This window comes from Flavobacterium sp. FG68 (assembly GCF_057808895.1).
Map to the genome: position 1 here is coordinate 22585 of NZ_JBMDIY010000031.1, position 22927 is coordinate 45511.

19 protein-coding genes are annotated in these 22927 nt (G+C 34.6%); 16 read left to right on the forward strand and 3 right to left on the reverse strand.

From position 1 onward, the window contains the following. Positions 1-1473, reverse strand: coding sequence for a RagB/SusD family nutrient uptake outer membrane protein (locus ACODSB_RS18165; RefSeq protein ID WP_488938072.1), 1473 nt, complete (start codon positions 1471-1473; stop codon positions 1-3). Positions 1474-1491: 18 nt separating this feature from the next. Further along, positions 1492-4617: a SusC/RagA family TonB-linked outer membrane protein gene (locus ACODSB_RS18170; RefSeq protein ID WP_488938073.1), complete on the reverse strand. Its 3126-nt coding sequence runs from the start codon at positions 4615-4617 to the stop codon at positions 1492-1494. A 1231-nt stretch (positions 4618-5848) separates the two neighbouring features. Between ACODSB_RS18170 and ACODSB_RS18175 the strand changes: the two genes are divergently transcribed. The 16 genes from ACODSB_RS18175 to moaA all read left to right on the forward strand — a co-directional run bounded on the left by ACODSB_RS18175 (position 5849) and on the right by moaA (position 21579). Next, entirely contained in the window at positions 5849-7324 is a 1476-nt protein-coding gene (locus ACODSB_RS18175; protein WP_488938074.1) for an MFS transporter, read from the forward strand. 25 nt (positions 7325-7349) lie between these two features. Next, a complete protein-coding gene (locus tag ACODSB_RS18180) occupies positions 7350-8942 on the forward strand; it encodes a magnesium transporter MgtE N-terminal domain-containing protein (protein WP_488938075.1) in 1593 nt (530 codons plus the stop codon). A gap of 28 nt (positions 8943-8970) precedes the next feature. Next, positions 8971-10020, forward strand: a complete 1050-nt coding sequence (locus tag ACODSB_RS18185; RefSeq protein WP_053470288.1) for a hypothetical protein — start codon at positions 8971-8973, stop codon at positions 10018-10020. A 150-nt stretch (positions 10021-10170) separates the two neighbouring features. Then, positions 10171-12387 carry a molybdopterin oxidoreductase family protein gene (locus ACODSB_RS18190; RefSeq protein WP_488938076.1) on the forward strand — a complete coding sequence of 739 codons (2217 nt, stop codon included), beginning with the start codon at positions 10171-10173 and terminating at the stop codon, positions 12385-12387. A 19-nt stretch (positions 12388-12406) separates the two neighbouring features. Then, positions 12407-12976, forward strand: coding sequence for a 4Fe-4S dicluster domain-containing protein (locus tag ACODSB_RS18195; protein ID WP_053470286.1), 570 nt, complete (start codon positions 12407-12409; stop codon positions 12974-12976). 9 nt (positions 12977-12985) lie between these two features. Continuing rightward, positions 12986-13495 carry a QcrA and Rieske domain-containing protein gene (locus ACODSB_RS18200; protein ID WP_488938077.1) on the forward strand — a complete coding sequence of 170 codons (510 nt, stop codon included), beginning with the start codon at positions 12986-12988 and terminating at the stop codon, positions 13493-13495. A gap of 44 nt (positions 13496-13539) precedes the next feature. After that, the gene (locus ACODSB_RS18205; protein WP_053470284.1) at positions 13540-13788 is read left to right on the forward strand and encodes a DUF6755 family protein; all 249 of its coding nucleotides are present in this window, start codon (positions 13540-13542) and stop codon (positions 13786-13788) included. Positions 13789-13950: 162 nt separating this feature from the next. After that, a complete protein-coding gene (locus tag ACODSB_RS18210; RefSeq protein WP_488938078.1) occupies positions 13951-15123 on the forward strand; it encodes a molybdopterin molybdotransferase MoeA in 1173 nt (390 codons plus the stop codon). A 170-nt stretch (positions 15124-15293) separates the two neighbouring features. Next, positions 15294-16040, forward strand: coding sequence for a sulfite exporter TauE/SafE family protein (locus ACODSB_RS18215; protein ID WP_488938079.1), 747 nt, complete (start codon positions 15294-15296; stop codon positions 16038-16040). A 254-nt stretch (positions 16041-16294) separates the two neighbouring features. Next, positions 16295-16867: a molybdenum cofactor guanylyltransferase gene (locus ACODSB_RS18220; protein WP_488938080.1), complete on the forward strand. Its 573-nt coding sequence runs from the start codon at positions 16295-16297 to the stop codon at positions 16865-16867. A gap of 5 nt (positions 16868-16872) precedes the next feature. Beyond that, the gene (cobA, locus tag ACODSB_RS18225) at positions 16873-17661 is read left to right on the forward strand and encodes a uroporphyrinogen-III C-methyltransferase (RefSeq protein ID WP_488938081.1); all 789 of its coding nucleotides are present in this window, start codon (positions 16873-16875) and stop codon (positions 17659-17661) included. Positions 17662-17663: 2 nt separating this feature from the next. Beyond that, the gene (locus ACODSB_RS18230; RefSeq protein ID WP_488938082.1) at positions 17664-17903 is read left to right on the forward strand and encodes a MoaD/ThiS family protein; all 240 of its coding nucleotides are present in this window, start codon (positions 17664-17666) and stop codon (positions 17901-17903) included. 10 nt (positions 17904-17913) lie between these two features. Then, on the forward strand, positions 17914-18984 hold the full coding sequence (gene moeB, locus ACODSB_RS18235; protein WP_488938083.1) for a molybdopterin-synthase adenylyltransferase MoeB: 1071 nt from the start codon (positions 17914-17916) through the stop codon (positions 18982-18984). Positions 18985-19229: 245 nt separating this feature from the next. Next, on the forward strand, positions 19230-19661 hold the full coding sequence (locus tag ACODSB_RS18240; protein ID WP_007807486.1) for a molybdenum cofactor biosynthesis protein MoaE: 432 nt from the start codon (positions 19230-19232) through the stop codon (positions 19659-19661). Positions 19662-19670: 9 nt separating this feature from the next. Next, positions 19671-20585: a bifunctional molybdenum cofactor biosynthesis protein MoaC/MoaB gene (moaCB, locus tag ACODSB_RS18245; protein ID WP_488938084.1), complete on the forward strand. Its 915-nt coding sequence runs from the start codon at positions 19671-19673 to the stop codon at positions 20583-20585. Next, a complete protein-coding gene (gene moaA / locus ACODSB_RS18250) occupies positions 20572-21579 on the forward strand; it encodes a GTP 3',8-cyclase MoaA (RefSeq protein WP_488938085.1) in 1008 nt (335 codons plus the stop codon). Before moaCB ends, moaA begins: the two co-directional genes overlap by 14 nt. 273 nt (positions 21580-21852) lie before the next feature. On the opposite strand, the gene ACODSB_RS18255 is transcribed toward moaA, so the two are convergent. Beyond that, on the reverse strand, positions 21853-22515 hold the full coding sequence (locus ACODSB_RS18255) for a hypothetical protein (RefSeq protein ID WP_488938086.1): 663 nt from the start codon (positions 22513-22515) through the stop codon (positions 21853-21855). Positions 22516-22927 lie beyond the last annotated feature (412 nt).

The following is a 22927-nucleotide window of genomic DNA, read 5'->3' on the forward strand; positions in this document are numbered from 1 at the left end:
TTAATAACCTGGATTTTGTGGCAATCCTACCGGATCAATATTTCTTTCGCTTTGTGGAATTGGATATAAATTATTACGTTCTGAAACCGAGTTTTTAGCCGTAACTTTTTTAACTTCAGTAACCAAAGTTCCCCAACGAACTAGGTCAAACCAGCGTTGTCCTTCCTGAACAAATTCTTTTTTGCGTTCTTCCTGAATGGCAGCTCTAAAAGTGGTTTGGTTTAATCCAACTAAATCTACAGTTGCATCTGGTGTTGCAATTGGTTTTCCGTAAGCTCTTCTTCTTACCTGATTAAGCAATTCATAAGCTTCTGCAGTTGGTGCACCTTGCTCATTTATGGCTTCCGCCAATGATAATAAGATGTCTGCATAACGAATTAAAGGGAAGTTGATAGCTACGTTTCCTGGAGTTGCTAAATTGGTTAAATCCAAATATTTTTTGAAAATAGGTTTAGGAAAAGTATACAGCGTTCCGGTTGTTGGATTAAGTAATTGTTTAGCATAACTTACATCTCTACGAGTATCTCCAGGTTGATAAATATCATAAAACAAGGCTACATCTGAAATAATATCTGCAGGTTCAGTTGCTGTAAATCCGGTAAATGAAGTTGATTGAAATGTGCTTCCGCTAGATCCGTTTCCGGCTTGGTTTGGCTCAAACTGAACAGAGAAAATATGTTCTTTTCCATTCTTTTTTGTTTTCGTAAAAATGTCCTGAAAGTTTTCGAACAAAGCATAACCGTATCCGCCGTTAATTACTTCTCTTGCTTTTAAAATAGCATTTGGCCAATCTTTTCTAGTTAAGTACACTTTTGCCAAAATAGCTTTTGCAGCTCCAGAAGTAGCACGTCCGGCATCTGCAGCAGAATAAGCTGCAGGTAAACTTTCGGCAGCGGTTAGATCTGAAATAATTTGAGCATACACATTATCTACAGTTTCTCTTCTTGATTTTAAACTTTCTAACTGAATAGAAGTTGGTTCGTGTAAAACAATTGGAACTCCGCCCCAAATACGAACAGCCTGAAAATAAAGTAATCCGCGGATAAATTTAGCTTCATTAATTAATCTTGTTTTTACAACTTCAGAACCAGATACTTTTGGGATATTATCAATGGAAACATTCGCTCTGTTGATTCCCGCATAAATTTGTCTCCAAGCCACTTGTACACGGTCATTTGTTGCATCATGCGTTAAACTGCTCATCGCTCTAACTTGTGGGTTTGTTGCAGAAACTCCGGCTGCAGCATAATCAGAACCCATATCTGTAAGGAAATAAAGGTTTCTTCCGAATAAACTCTGCTCTCCCGGATCAAGGCTTAAAGAAGCATAAACTGCAGTTACACTCGCAACGGCGTCATCTTGGGTTATAAAGTATTTATCTTCGGTTACAAAAGAGGTTGGTGTTACCTCCAGGTCCGTGCACGATACAAATAGTCCGGCACTTAAAAGGAATGTTATTATAATCTTTTTCATTTTGATATATTTTTTTACTTAGAAAGTTACGTTCAAGCCCGAGATGAATGTTTTTGAGTTTGGATAAGAACCAAAATCAATTCCCGGATATAAGTTGTTTTGTTCGTATGAACTTACCTCTGGATCATAACCAGTGTATTTTGTCCATGTAACAAGGTTTTCTGCAGAAACATAGAATTTTACGCTTTTTGCTCCCAGTTTTTTAGAGGTACTTTTAGGTAATGTATAACCAAGCGTGATTAGTTTTAATCGCAAGAAAGAAGCATCTTCAACATAACGCTCAGAAACAATTCCTAACGGTGAACTTGTTGCTCTCGGAATTTCGTTACTTGGATTTGTTGGTGTCCAACGATCTTCTAACGTAACATTAGCATTTGTTCCAAGAGTAGAAATTTCTAACTGCTGGTTTAAAGCGTTGAAGATTTTCGCGCCATAAGAACCCTGGAAAGAAAAGTTCAAATCAAAATCATTATAAGAAATCGTGTTACTGAAACTTCCAACAAATTTTGGCTGAGATGAACCTAAATTTCCTTTGTCAAGAGCAGTAATTACACCGTCTCCGTTTGTGTCAACATATTTTCTGTCCCCCACTTTTGTGTTCGCTAAACTGTTGATTTTTGGCTGTGTATTAACTTCTTCCTGAGTCTGGAAAATTCCATTTGTTCTGTATCCCCAAAAAGTTCCTAATGGTAATCCCACTTTTACCGTAACCGGCTGCTGCTGTAATAAAGAACCGTTTGGTACTACAGGGAAAAACTGATTTACTCCGTTTCCTATAGCTACAACCTTATTTCTGTTAGCAGAGAAAACTACATTTGAATTCCAAGAGAAATTTTCTGTTTTAAGGTTTTCAGTTGTTAAACCAATCTCGATACCTTTATTTTCAACACCTCCAATATTTTGAAGTACACTTGCATATCCTGAAGTTAAAGGCACCGGAACGCTGATTAACAAATCGTTTGTTTTTTTGTAATACACATCAAAAACAAAATTGATTTTTCTTTCTAATAATGATAAATCCAAACCAACATTATACTGCGTTGTTTTTTCCCATTTCAAATCCGGATTTGCCAATCGGGTAGGAGCAAGTCCAGTGTATAATGTTCCGCCAAAAGAATAGTTTACAGAACCCATTTGAGCTAAAGCTAAATAGTTTCCAATCTCCTGATTTCCTGTTGTTCCGGCTGTAAGTCTAAGTTTAGCTTCTGTTACACCTTTAATGTTGTTTGCAAATTCTTCATCGGTAATATTCCAGGAGAAACCTGCTGAAGGGAAATAACCCCAAAGTGATTCAGAACCAAATCTTGAAGATCCATCCGCACGTGCAGAAAGTGTAAAGTTGTATTTTCCTTTATAAGAATAGTTAACTCTCGCCAGCCATGATTTTAAAACACTTTCAAAAGCATCACTGCCAGGTTTTACCGCAACACCATCCTGAAGTGCATTATACGTATTGGCATCATTTACAAATGTATTAGCTCCAGCTGTAACGACTTCACCTTGGGTATATTGAAGTGTATAACCTCCTAAAGCTGAGAATTTATGGTTTTCACCGAAGTTGGTATTATAATTTAAAGTGTTTTCATTTAATACAGAACTTACCAATCTGTCTCCAACAGCTGCTGAACCTTTTGTTCCTGCACCATTTGAAGTATTTGCAGGCGCATAATAGTTTTGTTTTGTATTGATTACGTCACCGCTTACAGCAACTTTAGCAGTCAGTTTTTTAGTGATTTTATATTCACCAAATAAGCTGGTTAGGATTCTATTGATTTTAGTTTCGTTAATTGTATTTTCCAAATCATTAATAGGGTTTGGAATATAACCGTTTACAGAAGTTGCATATGGATTGTTAGTTACATTATAACTTCCATTTTCATTTCTAATTGGCACTACAGGAGCAGTCAATAAAACACTAACTAAAGGGTTTGGATTTCTTCCTCCGCTTCCGTTATTAGCTATACCATTAGAAAGTGAGTTGCTGTAATTGGCATTAATACCAAATTTAAAATTTTGAGAATAGTTTCTTTCGTAATTGATGCGAAGAGAGATGCGTCTAAAATCAGATCCCAGAACAGTACCTTCCTGATCAAAATATCCTGCAGAAACGGCATATCTTGATCTTTCGTCTCCGCCTGAAAATGATAATTGATGATTTTGAACCGGAGCCGCAGTTCTAAATGCTGCATCCTGCCAGTCGTAACTTCCAGAAGTTTTAAAAGCTTCGATCTGCGCTGCAGAAAAAGATGGAGCCTGACCAATACTTGCCTGAACATCATTTCGTAAACTTGCCCATTGGCTGGCATTCATTATGTGAAGTCTTTTTGAAACATTTTGAAACCCAAAATAACCTTGGTAAGAAATATTATCCTGTCCTTTTGTTCCTTTTTTAGTTGTAATAATAACAACTCCATTTGCACCACGAGAACCGTAAATTGCAGTTGCAGAGGCATCTTTTAATACTTCAATAGATTCAATATCAGCAGGATTTATAGTAGACAAAACATTTAAACTTGCTCCGGCATTAGATATTCCGGCAGAACTGTTATTATTGTCATTGTAAATTAAAATTCCGTCTACTACATATAAAGGCTCGTTACCCGCTGTGATTGAGTTTCCGCCACGTATACGTACACTTGAAGAGGCACCCGGACGACCCGAACTTTGCGTAACTACCACACCGGCAACAGCGCCTCGTAATAAGTTATCTGCCGATGAAGTTACCTGGGATAAGTTAGCTTTTGGAACAGAAGCTACAGAACCCGTAATGTCTTTTCTCTTTTGAGTTCCGTAACCCACAACAACTAATTCGTCCAGTTCTTGTCTTTCTTCCTTTAAATGAATCGTAACCGGATTTTTCTCTACTATAAATTCTAATTTCTTATATCCTATGTAACTTATGATTAAGGTGTAAGGAAATTTCTGACCCGTTTGAAAATAAAATTTTCCCTCAGCATCTGTCTGTACACCGTGAGTTGTACCTTTAATTGTTACTGATGCGCCTATAATTGGCTGATTTGTAATATCATCGACTACCGTTCCGTCGAGTTTAGATTGAATAAGCGGTGTTGTATTTTGTGCCTGAAATTGCAGGGATGTTAACAAAATTGTAACCCATAAAATGAGGTTTATATTTTTTTTCATTTCTTTGTAATGGTTTAAGTAATTAACAAGGCGCCCTGAGAGCTGAATTTTCAGCACTCTGATTGTTTCCTTGATTTAGTGATAAATGTTCTTTAAGCCTCGCCATTTCTGTTGCCGCAGAAATGGCTTTTTTTATTTACAGCAGCAGGTTTGCATTGTTTTCATTTTAGTTATTTTTTAGTTGGTTAATTGTTTTCTTTTAAAATATAGGTATATTCAAAAATCCTTTTGCTGCAGTTATGCATCAATTAGATGATTGTATTTTCAATAAAAGTAATCTGGTGGTGAAATTGAAATTTCGTTTTTTAGATTTAGAATTTAATCTAATAACGAACGGATTGCGTTGGTAATTAACAACAGAAGCACATATAACAACAATTGTTATAAGTATCATTTTTTGGAAGAATATAATACGATATGCTTTCGGTTGTTTTCAAAATATAGCTTTTTTGGTTTCGAATATTATTTTATAACTCTACTAATCCTATAGACAAAGTTAATTTTAATATAATAAAAACCAAAAGTTTAGTAAACTTTTTTTAGAAAAGCATAAAATATTTTTTTTATTAAAACTTTTAAATTTAATTAAATTATTGATTTTCAATTATTTAAATTAGGTTTGTAGGCTTTTAAATATGTTAAATTATTTTTTTAGAAGACTTAAAAATGTAGTATTTTACATTTAATTTACTCGTTTTTAAATCCTTAGCAAATTAAAAATCGGACATAAAAAGACCTGAAAAAGATTAAAAAACGTCTGCATGTGGAAATTTTAGTTGATACAGCAAAAAAATTTCACTTATTAAAATAAAATTCCCAATTATGGTTATCAAATTTGTTTAGCAATTTTTTTAATAAAAATTAATATGTAAAATATTAATAATTAACATATTAGTTTGTATTTTTTATAATTTTAGAGAATCAATTTTGTATTTGAAGTTTAGAACCTAATTTCTTGGCTATTTATACAGAGAAAAAAAGAAAGACCACCCCTTAAAGAATTAAAAACATAATTCTTACAAATAAAATTTCAGCTATAAGCCTTTATTTGATAAAAATATTATTTATATATTTTTATAACTACCTAATTAATAATATTTTATTGTGATTGTTGTATTGAGGACTTATTGGTCTTTAATATGATATATGTCATTTTTTGTCAGTTTTGAAGATTTTAATTTTGTCGTTTTACTGAAGCATATTTAGTTTAATACTATTTTAAATTTTTTATATGAGTAATCTTTCTCAATCTCACAGAATTCTATTTCTAAATACACTGGCCTTTACAATATGTTTTGCCTGCTGGACGCTAAATGGTGTTTTAATTACGTATTTAGCAGACAAAGGAATATTTAATTTTACTGTTGTAGAAACAGGATGGTTATTAGGAATTCCAATTCTTTCGGGCTCGATTTTCAGACTTCCAATAGGTATCTTGACAGATAAATATGGAGGTAAAATTGTATTTTCTATATTGCTTTTATTATGTTCCGTACCACTTTTTTTACTGCCTTTTGCAAATTCGTTCTGGAGTTTTGCTGTTTTAAGTTTTTTCTTCGGATTAGTTGGAACAAGCTTTGCAGTCGGTATTGGATATACATCAATTTGGTATCCAAAAGAATGGCAGGGAAGAGCCTTGGGAATTTTCGGAATGGGAAATGCAGGCGCAGCAATTACTACTTTTATTGCACCAACTTTGTTAAATCATTTATCCGAAAAAGATCCAATAAACGGTTGGAAACTGCTTCCTGTTATTTACGCCGTTACACTTGTTATCATAGGGTTTCTTTTTATTGTTTTTGCTAAAAATAAAAAGAACCCAACAGTTTCAAAAACAATAACACAATTAATCTCTCCGCTCAAAAATGTCCGTGTCTGGCGTTTTGGAGCTTATTACTTTTTAGTATTTGGTTTCTTCGTGGCATACTCACAATGGCTTCTTCCTAATTTCATGAATGTATATCATACAACCTTAGTAATGGGCGGTTTGTTTGCTACAATGTTCAGTTTACCATCTGGTGTAATCAGAGCTTTTGGCGGATATCTCTCAGATAAATTTGGAGCCAGAAAAGTAATGTATTGGGTTTTAGGCTCATCAATCGTAATCAGCTTTTTATTAATGTTTCCAAAAATGGAAATTTACACCGCAGGTCCTGGCGTTTTGGCAATGAATAATGGAATTGTAACAGAAGTTTCGGCTGATAAAATTATGGTTGGCGAAAAAATACATTCCATAAATAAAAAAGAAATATTCCAGCATAGCGAAACATCAATTTTTCCCGAAAAAAGCTCTTGGCAGGAAATTATTGTCAAACAAAATCAAGAAGTTAAAAAGAAAGAATTGTTAGCACAGGGAATAACTCAAATTAAATTCAGTGCAAATCTGTGGGTATATCTGGTTCTGGTAATTCTAATAGGAATTTCATGGGGAATTGGAAAAGCGGCTGTTTATAAACACATTCCGGAGTATTTCCCAAATGAAGTAGGAGTTGTGGGCGGCATGGTTGGATTAATAGGAGGTTTAGGCGGATTTGTCGGTCCTATAATCTTTGGTTATTTATTAAACTATACAGGACTTTGGACCAGCTCTTGGATATTCATTTTTGTAGTTTCTGTGCTTTGTTTATTGTGGATGCATCGAACAATTATAAATGCAACACGAACTAAACTGCCAAACTTTACAAGAGATATAGAAAGTAATCATTAAAAAATAAAAATTAAACAATAGATATATGAAAACTTGGTTAGACAAATGGGAACCGGAAGATGAAGCGTTTTGGAACTCTGGCGGAAGTAAAATTGCATGGAGAACATTAACAATAACAACATTAACATTAATATTATCATTTGCCTCTTGGTTTATGATGAGCGTAATCGCGGTTAAACTACCCGGCTTAGGATTCAGTTTTTCTAAAGATCAGCTTTTCTGGTTAACAGCAATTCCGGGATTAGCGGCGGGATTATTACGAATTATTCATACTTTTTTATTACCCATTTTCGGGACACGACATATTGTATCTTTTGCAACATTAATTAAATTAATTCCAGTTATAGGGATTGGTTTTGCCATTATGAATGTAAATACACCATTTTGGGTTTTTGCAGTTTTGGCTTTTACCACAGGTTTTGGCGGAGGAGATTTTTCATCTTATATGCCAAGTACAAGTTTATTTTTTCCTCAAAGATTAAAAGGAACCGCATTAGGAATTCAGGCAGGAATAGGAAATTTTGGAGTTTCGATCGCGCAATTTGTAACGCCTCTTATAATTAGTGTTGGTATTTATGGTGCTGCATCTGGTTTTACAAGCGTTGATCCTAAAGAAACATTAACCCTTTTACAAACATCCAGTCTGGAAAAACAAAAAGAAGTTTTTGCAACATTTGATGCAGAAGTTCAGACTAAAATACTTTCTAACGTAAAGAAAAACGTAATTGATTCTGTAAGTGCTGCGGTAAACTCTACTGATAACGTTATTATTTTTAATGCATTACCAGTAAAAGCAAAAGCAAAAGCGATTGCAAATGCAAATCCAAAATTAGCCGAAAAAATCTTAGACAACATTAATCCTGAAAATACAGCCGTTAAAAAATCAGAGATCTACTTACAGTCTGCAGCATTTTGGTACGTTCCATTTTTACTAATCATGGCAATTTTAAGCTGGTTTTATTTAAAAAGTATTCCAATGATGGCCTCTGTAAAAGAACAAATGGACATTTTTTCAAATAAACATACCTGGTATTGTACGATTACTTACTTAATGACTTTTGGAACTTTTGCAGGTTTATCTGCGGCTTTTCCATTAATGATTAAATTTTTATACGGAGATTTTCCCAATGCACCAGATCCTTTAGTGTATGCGTTCTATGGCCCATTATTAGGTTCTGCAAGTCGAATTGCTTTTGGATTTGTAGCTGATAAAGTAGGAGGAGCAATCTTAACAACCATTACAGGTTTAGGGATTTTGTGTGGAGCCATTATATTGGTAACACAAGGATTGGTAGCACCAACAAGTATGGATCAATTTCCGCTTTTTGTTACAGTTATTTTAGTGATGTTCTTTTTTACGGGAATTGGCAATGCAGGTACTTTTAGACAATATCCAATCATATTTAAAGAAAATCCGCGTCAGGCAGCCGGAGTTATTGGCTGGACAGCTGCAATAGCTGCTTTTGGACCTTTTATCTTTTCTAAATTAATAGGGAATAATATTTCTGCTAATGGAACTGTAAATCAGTTCTTTATAGGTGTTTGTTTTTTCACTATATTAGCTACAGGTATCAATTGGTGGTTCTACAATCGTAAAAATTGTGAGAAACCAAGTTAAGAAGTAATCATTAAATTAAAAATTAAGGATGAAAGATAAAACATTTAATACCAAAGCCTTACTTGTTGCGACACTAGTTTCTATACTTACAATTGTGCTAGTGTTTTACGGATCAAGACAATTACAAAATTTTGATGCAGCATTAGTCACTTATTTATTCGGAACTGTTTTTGCCTTCTTCGGAATCGTTTATCGATACACTGTTTGGCTGCAAAGACCTCCAACATGGATGTATTTTAAAAGAAGCCTAAAATTTCTTTTTACCGGAAAAATAATTTCTCATTTATGGTTTCTGGGAAAAGAATCCGTACAAAATATTGTCGTACAAAAATTTATTTATCCAAGAAGCAAATGGCGTTGGTTTGCCCATTTTTGTATTGCAATAGGATGTTTATCGGCTTTTGCCATCACAATTCCGCTTACATTTGGATGGATTCACTTTACGCTCGCACCAAATTCAATTTCCATTTACGAAGCACATTTCTTCGGATTTAAAATGATGGATTTTCAGATAAATTCATTTCTGGCTTTCCTGATTTTTCATGCCTTAAACTGGTCATCGTGGTTAGTTATAATTGGTTCTGTTTATTATTTAAGAAGAAGATTAACCAATCCCGGATTAATCGCGACCCAAACTTTTGAAGGTGATTTGTTGCCCTTAATTCTATTAATAGCTATTTCAGTTACCGGATTATGTCTAACATATTCCTATCAGTTCATGAAAGGTTTTGCATATGATTTCTTAGCCGTAATTCATGCTGTAACGGTAATCATGTTTTTGATCTGGATTCCGTTTGGGAAATTCTTTCATATCATCCAGCGTCCGGCGCAAATTGGAGCACACATCTATAAACAAGAAGGAATAAAAAAAGGAATGGCAGTTTGTCCGCATACCGGAGAAGAATTTGCAACCCAGCTTCATATCAATGATTTAAAAATCGTAACCAAAGAATTAGGTTTTGATTTCACCCACGAAGACGGAACTTCTCACCTCGATTTAAGCCCAGAAGGAAAAAGATCACGCCTGGCACAAGCACACCTAAAAGCCAGACTAGAAGGCGGAAATTTATTTGGATAATTTATAAAAAAAGTGTTCAGTCGCAGTTTTCAGTTTACAGATGAAAACTGGAAATTATATGAAAAAAGTATTCAGTCGCAGTTATTAGTTTAGTGATTAAAACTGAAACCGAGACTGAAAACTGCGACTGAAAACTGAAAACTAAAAAATATGGCAAAACTACCCGTATCAACTGAAAAAATAATTGAAGCATTTGGACCACATCTAAACTATGCGCCTGTAGATGGTTACGACGGAAGAGACGAACCAGATGACGTGGTAAAAACACATTGCTGCTTTTGCGGCATGCAATGCGGAATTCAATTATTAGTGAAAGAAAATAAAGTAGTAGGTTTTGAACCGTGGATGGAATTTCCGTTTAACGAAGGACGTTTGTGTCCAAAAGGAGTTCAAAGGTATCTTCAAAATAATCACCCAGACCGACTTTTGCATCCAATACAAAGAGTAGAAGGAAAAGGTTTTGAAAAAGTTTCTTGGGATGATGCGATGGATAAAACCATTTCTGAAATAAAAAGGATTCAGGAAAAATACGGAAAACATGCTTTCTCCATGTTATCTGGAGTTTCATTAACCAACGAAAAAAGTTATTTAGTTGGAAAATTTGCCCGTGTTGCTTTAAAAACAAGAAACCTTGATTATAACGGAAGGCTGTGTATGGTAAGCGCCGGAGCCGGAAATAAAAAAGCATTTGGTTTAGACCGGGCTTCAAACAATTATTCGGACTTAGAATATGCCGAAGTTATTATTGTAGCCGGAGCCAATATCAGTGAAACCTTCCCAACGCTAACACATTGGATTTGGAAAGCCAGAGATCGTGGTGCAAAATTAATTGTGATTGATCCAAGAATGATTCCGTTGGCAAGAACAGCGGATATTCATCTCGATGTAAAACCCGGAACAGATTCTGCTTTATATGGCGCAATGCTGAAATATTTGGTAGATCACGACATGTTAGATCATGATTTTATAGATAATTATACATCAGGATTTCAGGAAACAATTGATGCCGTTAAAGATTATACTTTAGAATGGGCAGAAGAAGTTACCGGAATTGATAAAGAAAAAATAAAAGCTGCCGCCGAATTATGGGGAAAAGCAAAAACAAGCTTTTTATTGCATGCAAGAGGAATCGAACATCACTCAAAAGGTGTTGATAATGTTTTAGGCTGTATTAATCTTGTTTTGGCAACAGGAAGAATTGGAAGACCATATTGTGGTTACGGAACGATTACCGGACAAGGAAATGGTCAGGGCGGAAGAGAGCACGGACATAAATGCGATCAATTGCCCGGAAACAGAGATATTGAAAATCCGGAACACCGAAAATACATATCAGAAGTTTGGGGAATCGATGAAAAAGATTTACCCGGAAAAGGACTTACGGCTTATGAAATTATAGAGGCCATTCACAGAGACGAAATCAAAGGATTAATTTCCATTTGTTTCAATCCGCTGGTTTCACTTCCAAACAATAATTATGTGCGTTCTGCCTTAGAAAAATTAGAATTTTACGTATGTATTGATTTCTTTTTAAATGAAACGGCGCGTCATGCCGATATTGTTTTGGCAGGATCTTTACAGGAAGAAGAAGAAGGAACAACAACTTCTGCAGAAGGAAGAGTGATTAGAATCAGACAAGCGGTTACACCTCCTGGTGAAGCCAGAACTGATACTTCAATTTTATTAGAAATTGCCAAAAGACTGGGAGAAGAAGATAAATTCAATTATGATAATAGTGAACAAATCTTCAATGAATTGCGTGTCGCTTCAAAAGGCGGGACAGCAGATTATTTCGGAATTACGTATAAAAAAGTAGAAGATAATATGGGCGTTTTCTGGCCTTGTCCAACCGAAGATCATCCGGGAACGCCAAGATTATGGGAAGATAAAAAGTTTAAAACCCCAGACGGGAAAGCGCATTTTAATCCTGCACCGTATAAACTTCCTGGCGAAGTTACAGATGAAGAATATCCAATAACATTAACAACAGGTCGTGTCGTTTCACAATATTTAAGCGGAACTCAAACACGCCGAATTGGAAAACTGGTAGATCAATTTCCGGAACCAATGTTAGAAATTCATCCAGAATTAGCAGCGAAATACGGAATCAAACAAAGAGAATTAGTAAGAGTTGCAACAAGAAGAGGCGAAGGAACTTTCCCTGCCAATATTGTTGAAACGATTAGAAAAGATACCGTTTTTATACCGTATCACTGGCCGGGACACAAATCTGCCAATCAATTAACGCCGGGAACTTTAGATCCAATTTCTAAAATTCCGGAATTTAAAGTCTGCGCCTGTTTATTAGATCCGCAGGGAAAAATAGCACCGCCAGCCAAAGAATCTGAAGCGTATGCAAGTGTTTAATCTATAAAAAAATGAAGTTATGAATTTGACCAATTTTAATACAAACGAAGAATTTTTTGTAGATATGCAGCGCTGCATTGGCTGCAAAGCCTGCGAAATGGCTTGCGCCGAATGTGAAACAAACGGCCAGCAAACTTTAATAAGCGTAAATTATGTAGATCGTGCTTCGACAATCCAGACAACAGTTCAGGTTTGTATGCATTGCGAAGATCCGGTTTGTGCGAATGTCTGCCCCGCTGATGCGATTTCACAAGATGAATTTGGTGTGGTACATACTGCTAATACGGAAAGATGTATAGGATGTTCAAACTGCGTTATGGCATGTCCTTTTGGTGTACCTAAAAAAGTAGAAGAATACGATTTGATGATGAAATGCACGATGTGTTACGACAGAACCAGCGTAGGTAAAAAACCAATGTGTGCCACAGTTTGCCCAAGCGGTGCATTGTTTTACGGAACAAGAGAACAAATTGAAGAAATGAGACCAAATAGTACGCCAGTGAACAACTTTATTTTTGGACAGGAAAAAGTCAAAACAAAAGTCAATATCATGATGCCAAAAGGCAGTACAGAATTAAGAATTTATTAAAACAGAATCATGTCAAAAGAAGATAATTTAAATCAAAACTGGAAAAAAGATTTCCCCATAAAAAAACAGGAATCAACTCAGGTCAGCCGACGCGATTTTGCTAAATTCCTGACTTTTGTTTCCGGCGGATTAATGGTAGGAAGCGGATTCGTAACCGCAAAAGCATTTTTATTACCAAAAGAAGAAGTACAAGGCGAACATTTTATCTGTAATAAAGAAGATGTTCCCGTAGGCGGAACTCGTGGTTTTGTTTTAGAAGGAAGTACAATTCCGTATATATTAATTCACTTAGAAAGCGGTGATTTTAGGGCTTACGAGCAAAAATGTACGCATCTTTCGTGTTCCGTATTTTACAAACCCGGAACCGGAATCATTCACTGTCCTTGCCATGAAGGTTCATTTGATGCCATGACAGGAGATGTAATTGCAGGTCCGCCACCAAGAGCTTTACCACAGTTAGAATTGATATTTAAAGAAAATGCTGTTTTTGTAAAAGCAATGATAGATAAAAAAGAATGATAGATAAAAAAGACAGTTAGATTGTATAATTTAAATTTATAGATATGAGTACTTTTAGACGAAGCCAGAATCGCGCTAACCCTAATAAGCTGAACAATATACTTTCGACACTTATTTTTATTCTGATTTTAAACGTCAGCATTCAAATCTGGCTTTTATATGCGTCCTTAAATAATGCATTAGAAAATAACAAGGAAATATTAATTCCAGCCTTTATAGCTTCTGCAATACTATTTTTTATTGGTTTTGCGTGGTTATATTATCTTCCTAAAGGTAATTTTAAAAGAAAGTAAATCAAACACTTCAACTTTAAAAGCTATTTGATTTTTTCGCTCGGTATTTAAAAGAATTAAGCTAAATTTATATTTTTAAAAAATTTAGGTACTTAATTGATTTAACTAAGTAAAAATACTTATATTTGTAATAAGTATTTTTTGCTTATAAAAATAACACGAATGATTAAAGTAGAAGATGCTATAGCGATTATTGAGGCGAACAGCAATAAAATGTCCACAAAGCTAATTCCGGTTAGCAAAGCGTTAGGATATGTTTTGGCAGAAAAAGTAATTTCGCCAATCGACATGCCGCCATTTCGCCAGTCGGCTATGGACGGATATGCCTTTACGCACAGCATCAAACATCAATATGATATTGTTGGGACTTCACAGGCTGGAGATCATTCAAATGTAAAATTAAAAGCAAATGAAGCAATTCGAATATTTACAGGCGCATTTGTCCCTGATAACGCAGATACTGTAGTGATGCAGGAACATGTAATGGCAAATAAAAATTCTATTTTGATTGCCACAATGCCTGAGAAACTTTCAAACGTTCGCCCAAAAGGAGAACAAATTACGAAAGATGCTGTAGTTTTTGAAGCCAATACTTTAATCACTCCCGCAGCAATTGGATTTCTGGCTTGTTTAGGAATCACAGAAGTTGAGGTTTACAAAAAGCCCAAAGTAGCCATTTTAGTAACCGGAAACGAATTAGTTCAACCGGGAAAAAAGCTTAAAAAAGGAAAAATTTTCGAAAGTAATTCATTTATGCTGGAAGCAGCGCTGGAAACTATCGGAATCAAAAAAACAAAAGTTTACAGAGTAAAAGATAATTTGAAAGCGACAAAAAAAGCGCTTAAAAGCATTCTGAAAAAATACGATGTTGTTTTAATTTCCGGCGGAATTTCAGTTGGCGATTATGATTTTGTAAAAGAAGCTTTATTGCAAAACGGCGTTCAGGAATTGTTTTATAAAATCAATCAAAGACCTGGAAAACCAATGTTTTTTGGTTCAAAAAATGAAACCTTAGTTTTCGCTTTACCCGGAAACCCAGCTTCATCGCTGACGAATTTTTACATTTACGTTTCGCCCGCAATTAAAAACAAATTAGGATTTTCGGAAATTCATAAAACAAAAGTAGTTCGAAAATTAAATTCGGATATTAAGAACAATACAGGAAAAACATTATTCTTAAAAGCCAAATACGACGAAACAAAAGTTACCGTTCTCGACGGACAAAGTTCCGCAATGCTTAATACATTTGCCGTAGCCAACAGTTTACTTATTGTCCCGGAAGATATTCAGGAATATAAAAAAGGCCAATTAGTTACATTATTGCCGATAGATTGAGAGGATTTTAGATTTTAGAATTCAGATTGTAGATTTTTAGAATAAGAAAATAGAATAAAGAGTATAGAAAATAGATTTTTAGTAGTAAGAATGAAAAGCAGTGTGTAATATAAAACATATAGCTTGGCAACTTGAAACATTAAACCTGAAACAAAACAAACAAAAAACCAATGAACCTATTAAGTTCTGAAAACATTTTACTATTCAGTTTTACATTAATCGTTATTGCATTTTTATATTCAAGCGTTGGTCACGGCGGCGCATCGGGATATTTGGCTTTGATGAGCATTTTTGCTTTTCCAATTTCGATTATGAAACCTTCGGCTTTGTTGTTGAATTTGTTTGTTTCGAGTATTTCGTTTTTGTTTTATTATAGAAAGAATTATTTCAAACCAAAGCTCTTTTATCCGTTTGCGATTGCCTCAATTCCGGCAGCATTTATCGGCGGATTTATAACTTTAGATAATGCGATTTATAAAATAATTTTAGGAATAGTATTGGTTTTTGCAGCATTGAGATTGTTTGGCGTATTTAATTTTAAAGAAAAAGAAGAAGTAAAAATCAATCTTCCAATTGCATTGCTAATTGGTTTTGCAATAGGTTTATTATCAGGAATGTTAGGAATTGGCGGTGGAATTATCCTGAGTCCGATTTTATTGTTTTTAGGATGGGCATCAGTAAAAGAATCGGCTGCAGTTTCGAGTTTATTCATTTTTGTGAATTCAACTGCCGGAATGTTAGGATTCTTTTTAGGAGGAAAAACAATCCCGATGGAAAGTTTTTATTTGGTTCCAATTGCAGTGATAGGAGGAATGTTAGGCGGATTTTACGGAAGCGGTTCTTTCTCTAACAGAACATTAAAAATGGTTTTAGGAACAGTAATTTTGATTGCAAGCGTCAAATTGATTTTTCCTTGAAATATAAAAAATGAAAGTCTGAAATTTCTGTTTGCAGAGTTTTTGCCACAGATTTCACAGATTTAAAAGGATTTTTATTTGCCACGAATTGCACGAATTAGCACAAATTTTTATTCGCAAAATCAAAAAATTAATTCGTGAAAATTTGTGTAATTCGTGGCAAAAGAATCAAGACAAAGCATTTTAAAAATAATCCGTCTAATCTGTGAAATCTGTGGCAGAATAGATAAAAGAAAATCTGAAACAAAAAAGATATGGAAACACTAACAACATTTATTCTTTGCGGAGGAAAAAGCTCTAGAATGCAGTCTGAAAAAGGATTAGTGCTGTTTCAGGAAAAACCATTTATAGAACATATAATTAAGGCAATTTTGCCTATTACAGAACAAATAAAACTAATTACGGCATCAAAAGAATACGATTATCTGCCGTATGAAAAAATACCCGATATTATTTCAGATAAAGGACCCTTAGGCGGAATTTATACCGCCTTATCCCATTCTGATACCGAATTTAATTTGATTTTAAGCTGTGATATTCCGTTGATTTCTACTGAATTATTACAGGAATTAATTTCAAAACATACAGAAGAAGCCGGAATTACCGTTTTTGCTTCCGAAAGTAAAACGCATCCGTTAATTGGGATTTATTCAAAAAAGATTGTTCCGATTATTAAAAGTGCGATTGATTCAGATGAATTAAAAATGATGGATTTATTGGCAAAAGTGCCGCATCAAATTTTGAATATAGAAGAAAGTGAAAACTTTCCTTTGACGAATATTAATTCGGCCGACGAATTAAATGATCTGAATATCAATTTAAGTTAAAGATTATGCAAAACTTTAAAACACCAAAATTAACGATTGTGGGCGCAGGTCCGGGCGACGTTGAGCTGATTACGATAAAAGCGATAAAAGCTTTAAAAAGTGCCGATGTAGTTTTGTATGATGCTTTGGTAAATGAAGAATTATTAAAATATGCATCAAATGCAGAAATTGTTTTTGTTGGAAAACGTTTAGGCTGTCACGCTTATACGCAGGACCAGATTAACGATTTGATTGTTTCAATGGCTAAAAGTCACGGACATGTAGTGCGTTTAAAAGGCGGAGATCCGTTTGTTTTTGGAAGAGGAAGTGAAGAGATCGAGTTCGCAGAAGAATTTGGAATTGAAACCGCTATTGTTCCCGGAATTTCATCTGCTTTGGGCGTTCCTGCTTCCGTTGGAATTAGTTTGACGCAGCGTAAAGTAGCCGAAAGTTTTTGGGTAATTACTGGAACAACTTCAGATCATAAATTATCAAAAGATGTTCTTTTAGCTTCAAAATCGGCGGCGACGGTGGTTATTTTGATGGGAATGCATAAATTGAACGAAATAATTTCGATTTATCAGGAAAACAGAAATGACGATTTACCAATCGCAATTATTCAAAACGGAACAAAAAATTCAGAACAAAAAGTGATTGGAACTATCAATACAATCACTAAATTGGTTGCTGAAAAAAACATATCATCGCCCGCTATTATTGTGATTGGCGAAGTGGTTAGAAATACTTCAAGCTGGATTTCCTATTTTCAGGAACATTTTGAAGATGAATTCATTTTTCAGAATTTAAATTTATAAAAATGATCGAGATTAAATATTTTGGAGCTGTCGCTGAAAAGACAAAATGTGAATTCGAAAAATTATCTTTTTCCGAAGAATTGTCTTTGCAAAAATTATTGTATGATTTAAACGAAAAATACCAATTTGAATCGCTTTCTTTCAGCGTAGCAGTAAATCAAAAAATAGTTTCAAAAGCAGCTGCTTATAATTTACAAACAAGTGATATTGTGGCTTTATTACCGCCGTTTGCCGGAGGATAAAAATTAATTTATGAGTGCATCAAACCGATATAACCGACAAATAATTCTTCCTGAAATAGGAGAGGATGGTCAGTACAAATTATCGAAAGCGAAAGTTTTGGTTATTGGTGCCGGAGGTTTGGGAGCGGCGATTCTGCCTTATTTAGCAGCTGCCGGAGTTGGCGAAATTGGGATTGTAGATGATGATGATATTGAGATTTCGAATTTACATCGTCAGGTGATTTACAAAAGTTCGGCTGTTGGAAAATCCAAAGCTGAAGAAGCGAAACTGATGATATCAGAATTGAATCCGCTGGTAAAAGTCAACGCTTTTGCAGAGAAATTATCAGGTAAAAACGCCATTTCGTTATTTCAAAACTATGATATTATTGTTGACGCAACAGATAATATTTCAATTAAATATTTAATAAACGATGCTTGTCTGTTAACCAATAAACCAATGGTTTACGGATCAATTTTTAGATTTCAAGGACAAGTTTCAGTTTTCAATTATCAAAACGGACCAACATACAGATGTTTGTATCCAGATGAAAACAATAACGCTTTAAACTGCGAAGATGCCGGAGTAATCGGAATTTCGGTTGGAATTATCGGAATGCTTCAGGCAAATGAAGTTCTGAAAATGATTCTCGGAATTGGAGAAGTTTTAAGCGGTAAAATATTAGTTTATAATATTCTCAATAACGAACAGCAAAAATATGATTTTGATAAAAGTGATTTTAAGTCAATAAGCAGAGAATCATTCGAAGAAAAATACTATAAATCTGAAGTTGAAGAAGTCAATTTTGAATCGATTTTGGATGAAATAAATAATGATGAGGTTCTATTTTTGGATGTTAGAAATGAAGAGGAACTTCCAAAAATCAATTTAAAAAATCAAATCCAGATTTCGTTGCCGCATTTAGAAAGTGAAATTGAAAAACTGGATAAAAACCAAACAATTTATGTTTTCTGTCAATCCGGAATTAGAAGTAAAATTGCAGTTGAATTGCTTCAAAAGTATCAATTTAAAAATATAAAAAGTATTGCTGGCGGAGTTTTAGCAATGAAAGATTTATTGAAAGAAGAAATAAAAATATAGCCACAAACTTTAAAATGTTCGTTATAGTTTGTCATTTCGACGAAGGAGAAATCTTCGTAAGTAGCTCGATAAAGATAAGCGAATTACTGCGGAGTTTCTTGCGAAGATTTCTCCTTCGTCGAAATGACAATATTGAGGTTAATTCTCTTTACTACAGATTTTAATTAGTGAAAATTAGTGTAATTCGTGGCAAAAGAAAAAATCATTTTAATCCATATAATCTGTGGCAAAAAAAAACATAAAAAATGAGTAAAAATGTATTTGTAGAAGGGCCGATATCTCCTGAATTTATAGCCGAGTCGATTGCGAAACACCAATCGAAACATACAATTGGGGCGCACAATATTTTTTTGGGACAAGTTCGTGCCGATGTAATTCACGATAATACAGTCGTGGCGATTGATTATTCAGCTTATACTGATATGGCAAATGAAGCTTTGCATACCATTCGCGAAAAAGCTTTCGCTAAATTCGATTTAACCTGCATGCACATTTACCATAGTTTGGGCGTTGTAAAAGCAGGTGAAATTTGTTTGTTTGTGTTTGTTTCGGCAACACGTCGCAAACAAGTTTATGAAGCAACAGAAGCGATCGTAAACTGGATTAAAACCGATGTGCCGATTTTTGGTAAAGAAATGTTTGAAAACGATACATTCACCTGGAAACAAAATACCTAATAAAACAGAATGGTAGATATTACGCATAAAATAAGCACATTAAGAAAAGCAACCGCAACAGCAATTGTAAAAGTCAGCAGACAAGAAACGATTGACGCTGTGGTGAACAATTTGGTTCCGAAAGGAAATGTGCTCGAAATGGCAAAAACGGCAGGATTATTTGCGGTAAAAAATACCCATTTATCGATTCCGGATTGTCACCCGCTTCCAATTGAATTTACTTCGGTTGAATATAAAATTGAAGGATTGGAGATTCAGATTATTTTCAATGTAAAAACCGTTTATAAAACCGGAGTTGAGGTTGAAGCCATGCACGGCGCATCGATTGTAGCGCTTACGATGTACGATATGCTGAAACCAATTGATAAAGAAATCGAAATTTCAACCATTAAATTGATTAATAAAGAAGGTGGAAAATCTTCTTTCAAAAATAAATTCCCGAATGCTATAAAAGCGGCAGTTTTTGTTTGTTCTGATTCGATTTTTGCAGGAGATAAAGAAGATAGATCGGGAAAAATTATTGTAGAGAAATTAGAATCATACGGAGTTGAAACTTCACATTATGAAATTATTCCCGATGAATTAGATATTATTCAGGAAAGAACAAAAGCTTACGCAAAAGATAATCAATTGGTGATTTTTACGGGCGGAACTGGATTATCTCCAAGAGATGTAACGCCGGAAGCTTTATCGCCAATATTAGAAAGCAGAATTCCGGGAATCGAGGAAGCAATTCGCGATTACGGACAACAAAGAATGCCGTATGCCATGCTTTCGAGAACTGTAGCCGGAACTTTGGGTAAAAGTTTAGTTTTGGCTCTGCCGGGTTCAACAAACGGAGCGAGAGAATCCATGGACGCTGTTTTTCCGCATGTAATGCACGTCTTTCATATTTTAAAAGGAAAAAATCATGACAGCCTCTAACACAATTTTGACGGATGGTTTTGGGCGCAGACACAATTACCTGCGCATTTCGCTGCTGGAAAAATGCAACCTGCGTTGTACGTACTGCATGCCGGCCGATGGAATTGCGCTTTCTCCTAAAGCCAGTTTAATGACGGCTGATGAGATTTTTGGTATCGCCCAGACTTTTGTACAAAATGGTGTTGACAAAATAAGATTAACAGGTGGAGAACCACTTTTGCGAAAAGATTTTCCAGAGATAATCGCAAAATTAGCAGCTTTAAATATTTCACTTTCGATAACTACAAACGGAATTTTAATTGATCGTCATATAGACACTTTAAAGCAGTTTAAAGTCAAAAAAATCAATTTGAGTTTAGATACGTTGGTTTTGTCTAAATTTCATTCTATAACGCTTAGAAATCAGTTTGAGAAAGTTGTTGATAATCTGCATTTGCTTTTGAATCATGATTTTCAGGTAAAAGTAAATGTCGTTTTAATGAAAGGTTTTAATGATAACGAAATTGTTGATTTTGTTAAATTAACGCAGTTTTTACCAATTTCAGTTCGGTTTATTGAGTTTATGCCGTTCGCAGGAAACGAGTGGGACAGAAGCAAAATGGTTTCTCAAAATGAGATTTTATCTTTGGTTGGAGATACTTTTGCAGAAGATGAAATTCAAAAACTGGAAGACGAAAAAAACTTCACTTCCAGAAATTATAAAATAAAAGGCTTTCAAGGTGATTTCGGAATTATAAGTTCAATTACAAATCCGTTTTGTGATAGCTGCAACCGAATTCGTTTAACAGCTGATGGGAAAATAAAAAATTGCCTTTTCTCGAATTCTGAAACTGATTTATTGACGCCATTTAGAAATAGTGAATCGATTACGAATCTAATTTCGGAATCTGTTCAAAATAAAAAGAAAGTCCGCGCCGGAATGGTTACAATTGATGAAATGAATGATCCTGCAAAACATTTTGATAATCGTAGTATGATTGCGATTGGAGGGTAGTCCTTCGACTTCGCTCAGGATGACAGAGTGTTGGTGAGGTTTATATAATTACTGCTCATTGCAAAAAGCCCTTCGACTTCGCTCAGGGTGACACAAGTATTGTCAGGCTGAGCGAAGTCGAAGCCCTTCGCACAGTATGTCCTTGCGAGGAACGAAGCAATCTCACTATTATGAGTAACGTACCTATTGCTAGTGCGGTTGCTTCGTTCCTCGCAATGACTGGAATGCATAAAAAAAGGTTCAACTTTATTAAAGTCAAACCTTTCTTAGATATTATTTTTTCTTTTTAGCTTTAGCCTTCTTTTTAGACTTAACTTTCTTTTTAGCAATTTTTTTTGCTTTCGCTTTATCTTTTGCTTTTTTAGCTTTTTCTTTTTTCTTAGCTGCAGCTTTTAATTTTGCTTTCTTAGCTTTTTCTTTCTGCTTGTCTTTTTTAGCTTTCTCTTTTTTCTTAGCTAATTTCTTTTTCGCTTTGTCCTTTTCTTTGTCCTTCACTTTCTTTACTTTTTTATCAGATTTATTTTTAGCAGCTTCTACAGTTGTAGCTGCTTCATTTGTGCTTTCTTTTTTTGCATCAGAAACAGCAGTTTCTGTAACGACTGTTTTTGCTGCCTCCGGTTTAATAGTTGGCGTCAATACTTTTTTAGCAGGCGCTCTGCGTGCAGCAGGTTTTGGTGTGGTTACAGCTGTTTTTGAAACAGATGCTGCCGGAGCTTTTGCTGTAGCTGCTGGTTTTTTCACAGCTGTTGCAGCAGGTTTTGCAGTTGTTGATGCTGGTTTAGCCGTTGTCGCAGTTTTAACTGGAGCAGCTTTATGAACAGGTGCTTTTGCTGGTGTTTTTTCTTCAGCTTTTACACTTTCTGCTGCGGGCTGAATATTTTCAGTTGTAGGTGAATCGATTTTCTCTGGGGTTACTTCTTCGTTCTTGTTTTCCATATTTTTAGTGCTTTTAATGAGGATTATCATTAACAATGTAACTAAATTGTTAATTTACAGTTAAGTAAAGATAACTATAAAACAAGTCTCCCAATGTTAAGTTTTTTGATAAAATTTTAATTTAACTATCTGAAAGTGAATTTATTGAGTTTTTAGTAAAAAAATAAAATCAAAATTTCTTAACAATTCTACATGAAAAAATAGAGGAAATTGCTGTATAAATGCTGATATTGTTAAAAAGAGAGAGGTAAAATTGAATTGTGAATGTAAGATGTAAAATGTATTTACTTGTTGTTTCTTTTGAAAACGAGTTTCCTAGCCCTGATGGGAGCGGCATCCTTTTATGGTCTCGTCATTACGAGATAAAAGATATAGCGGACAGCAGGAATAAGCTCCTAATTATTCTATAAAT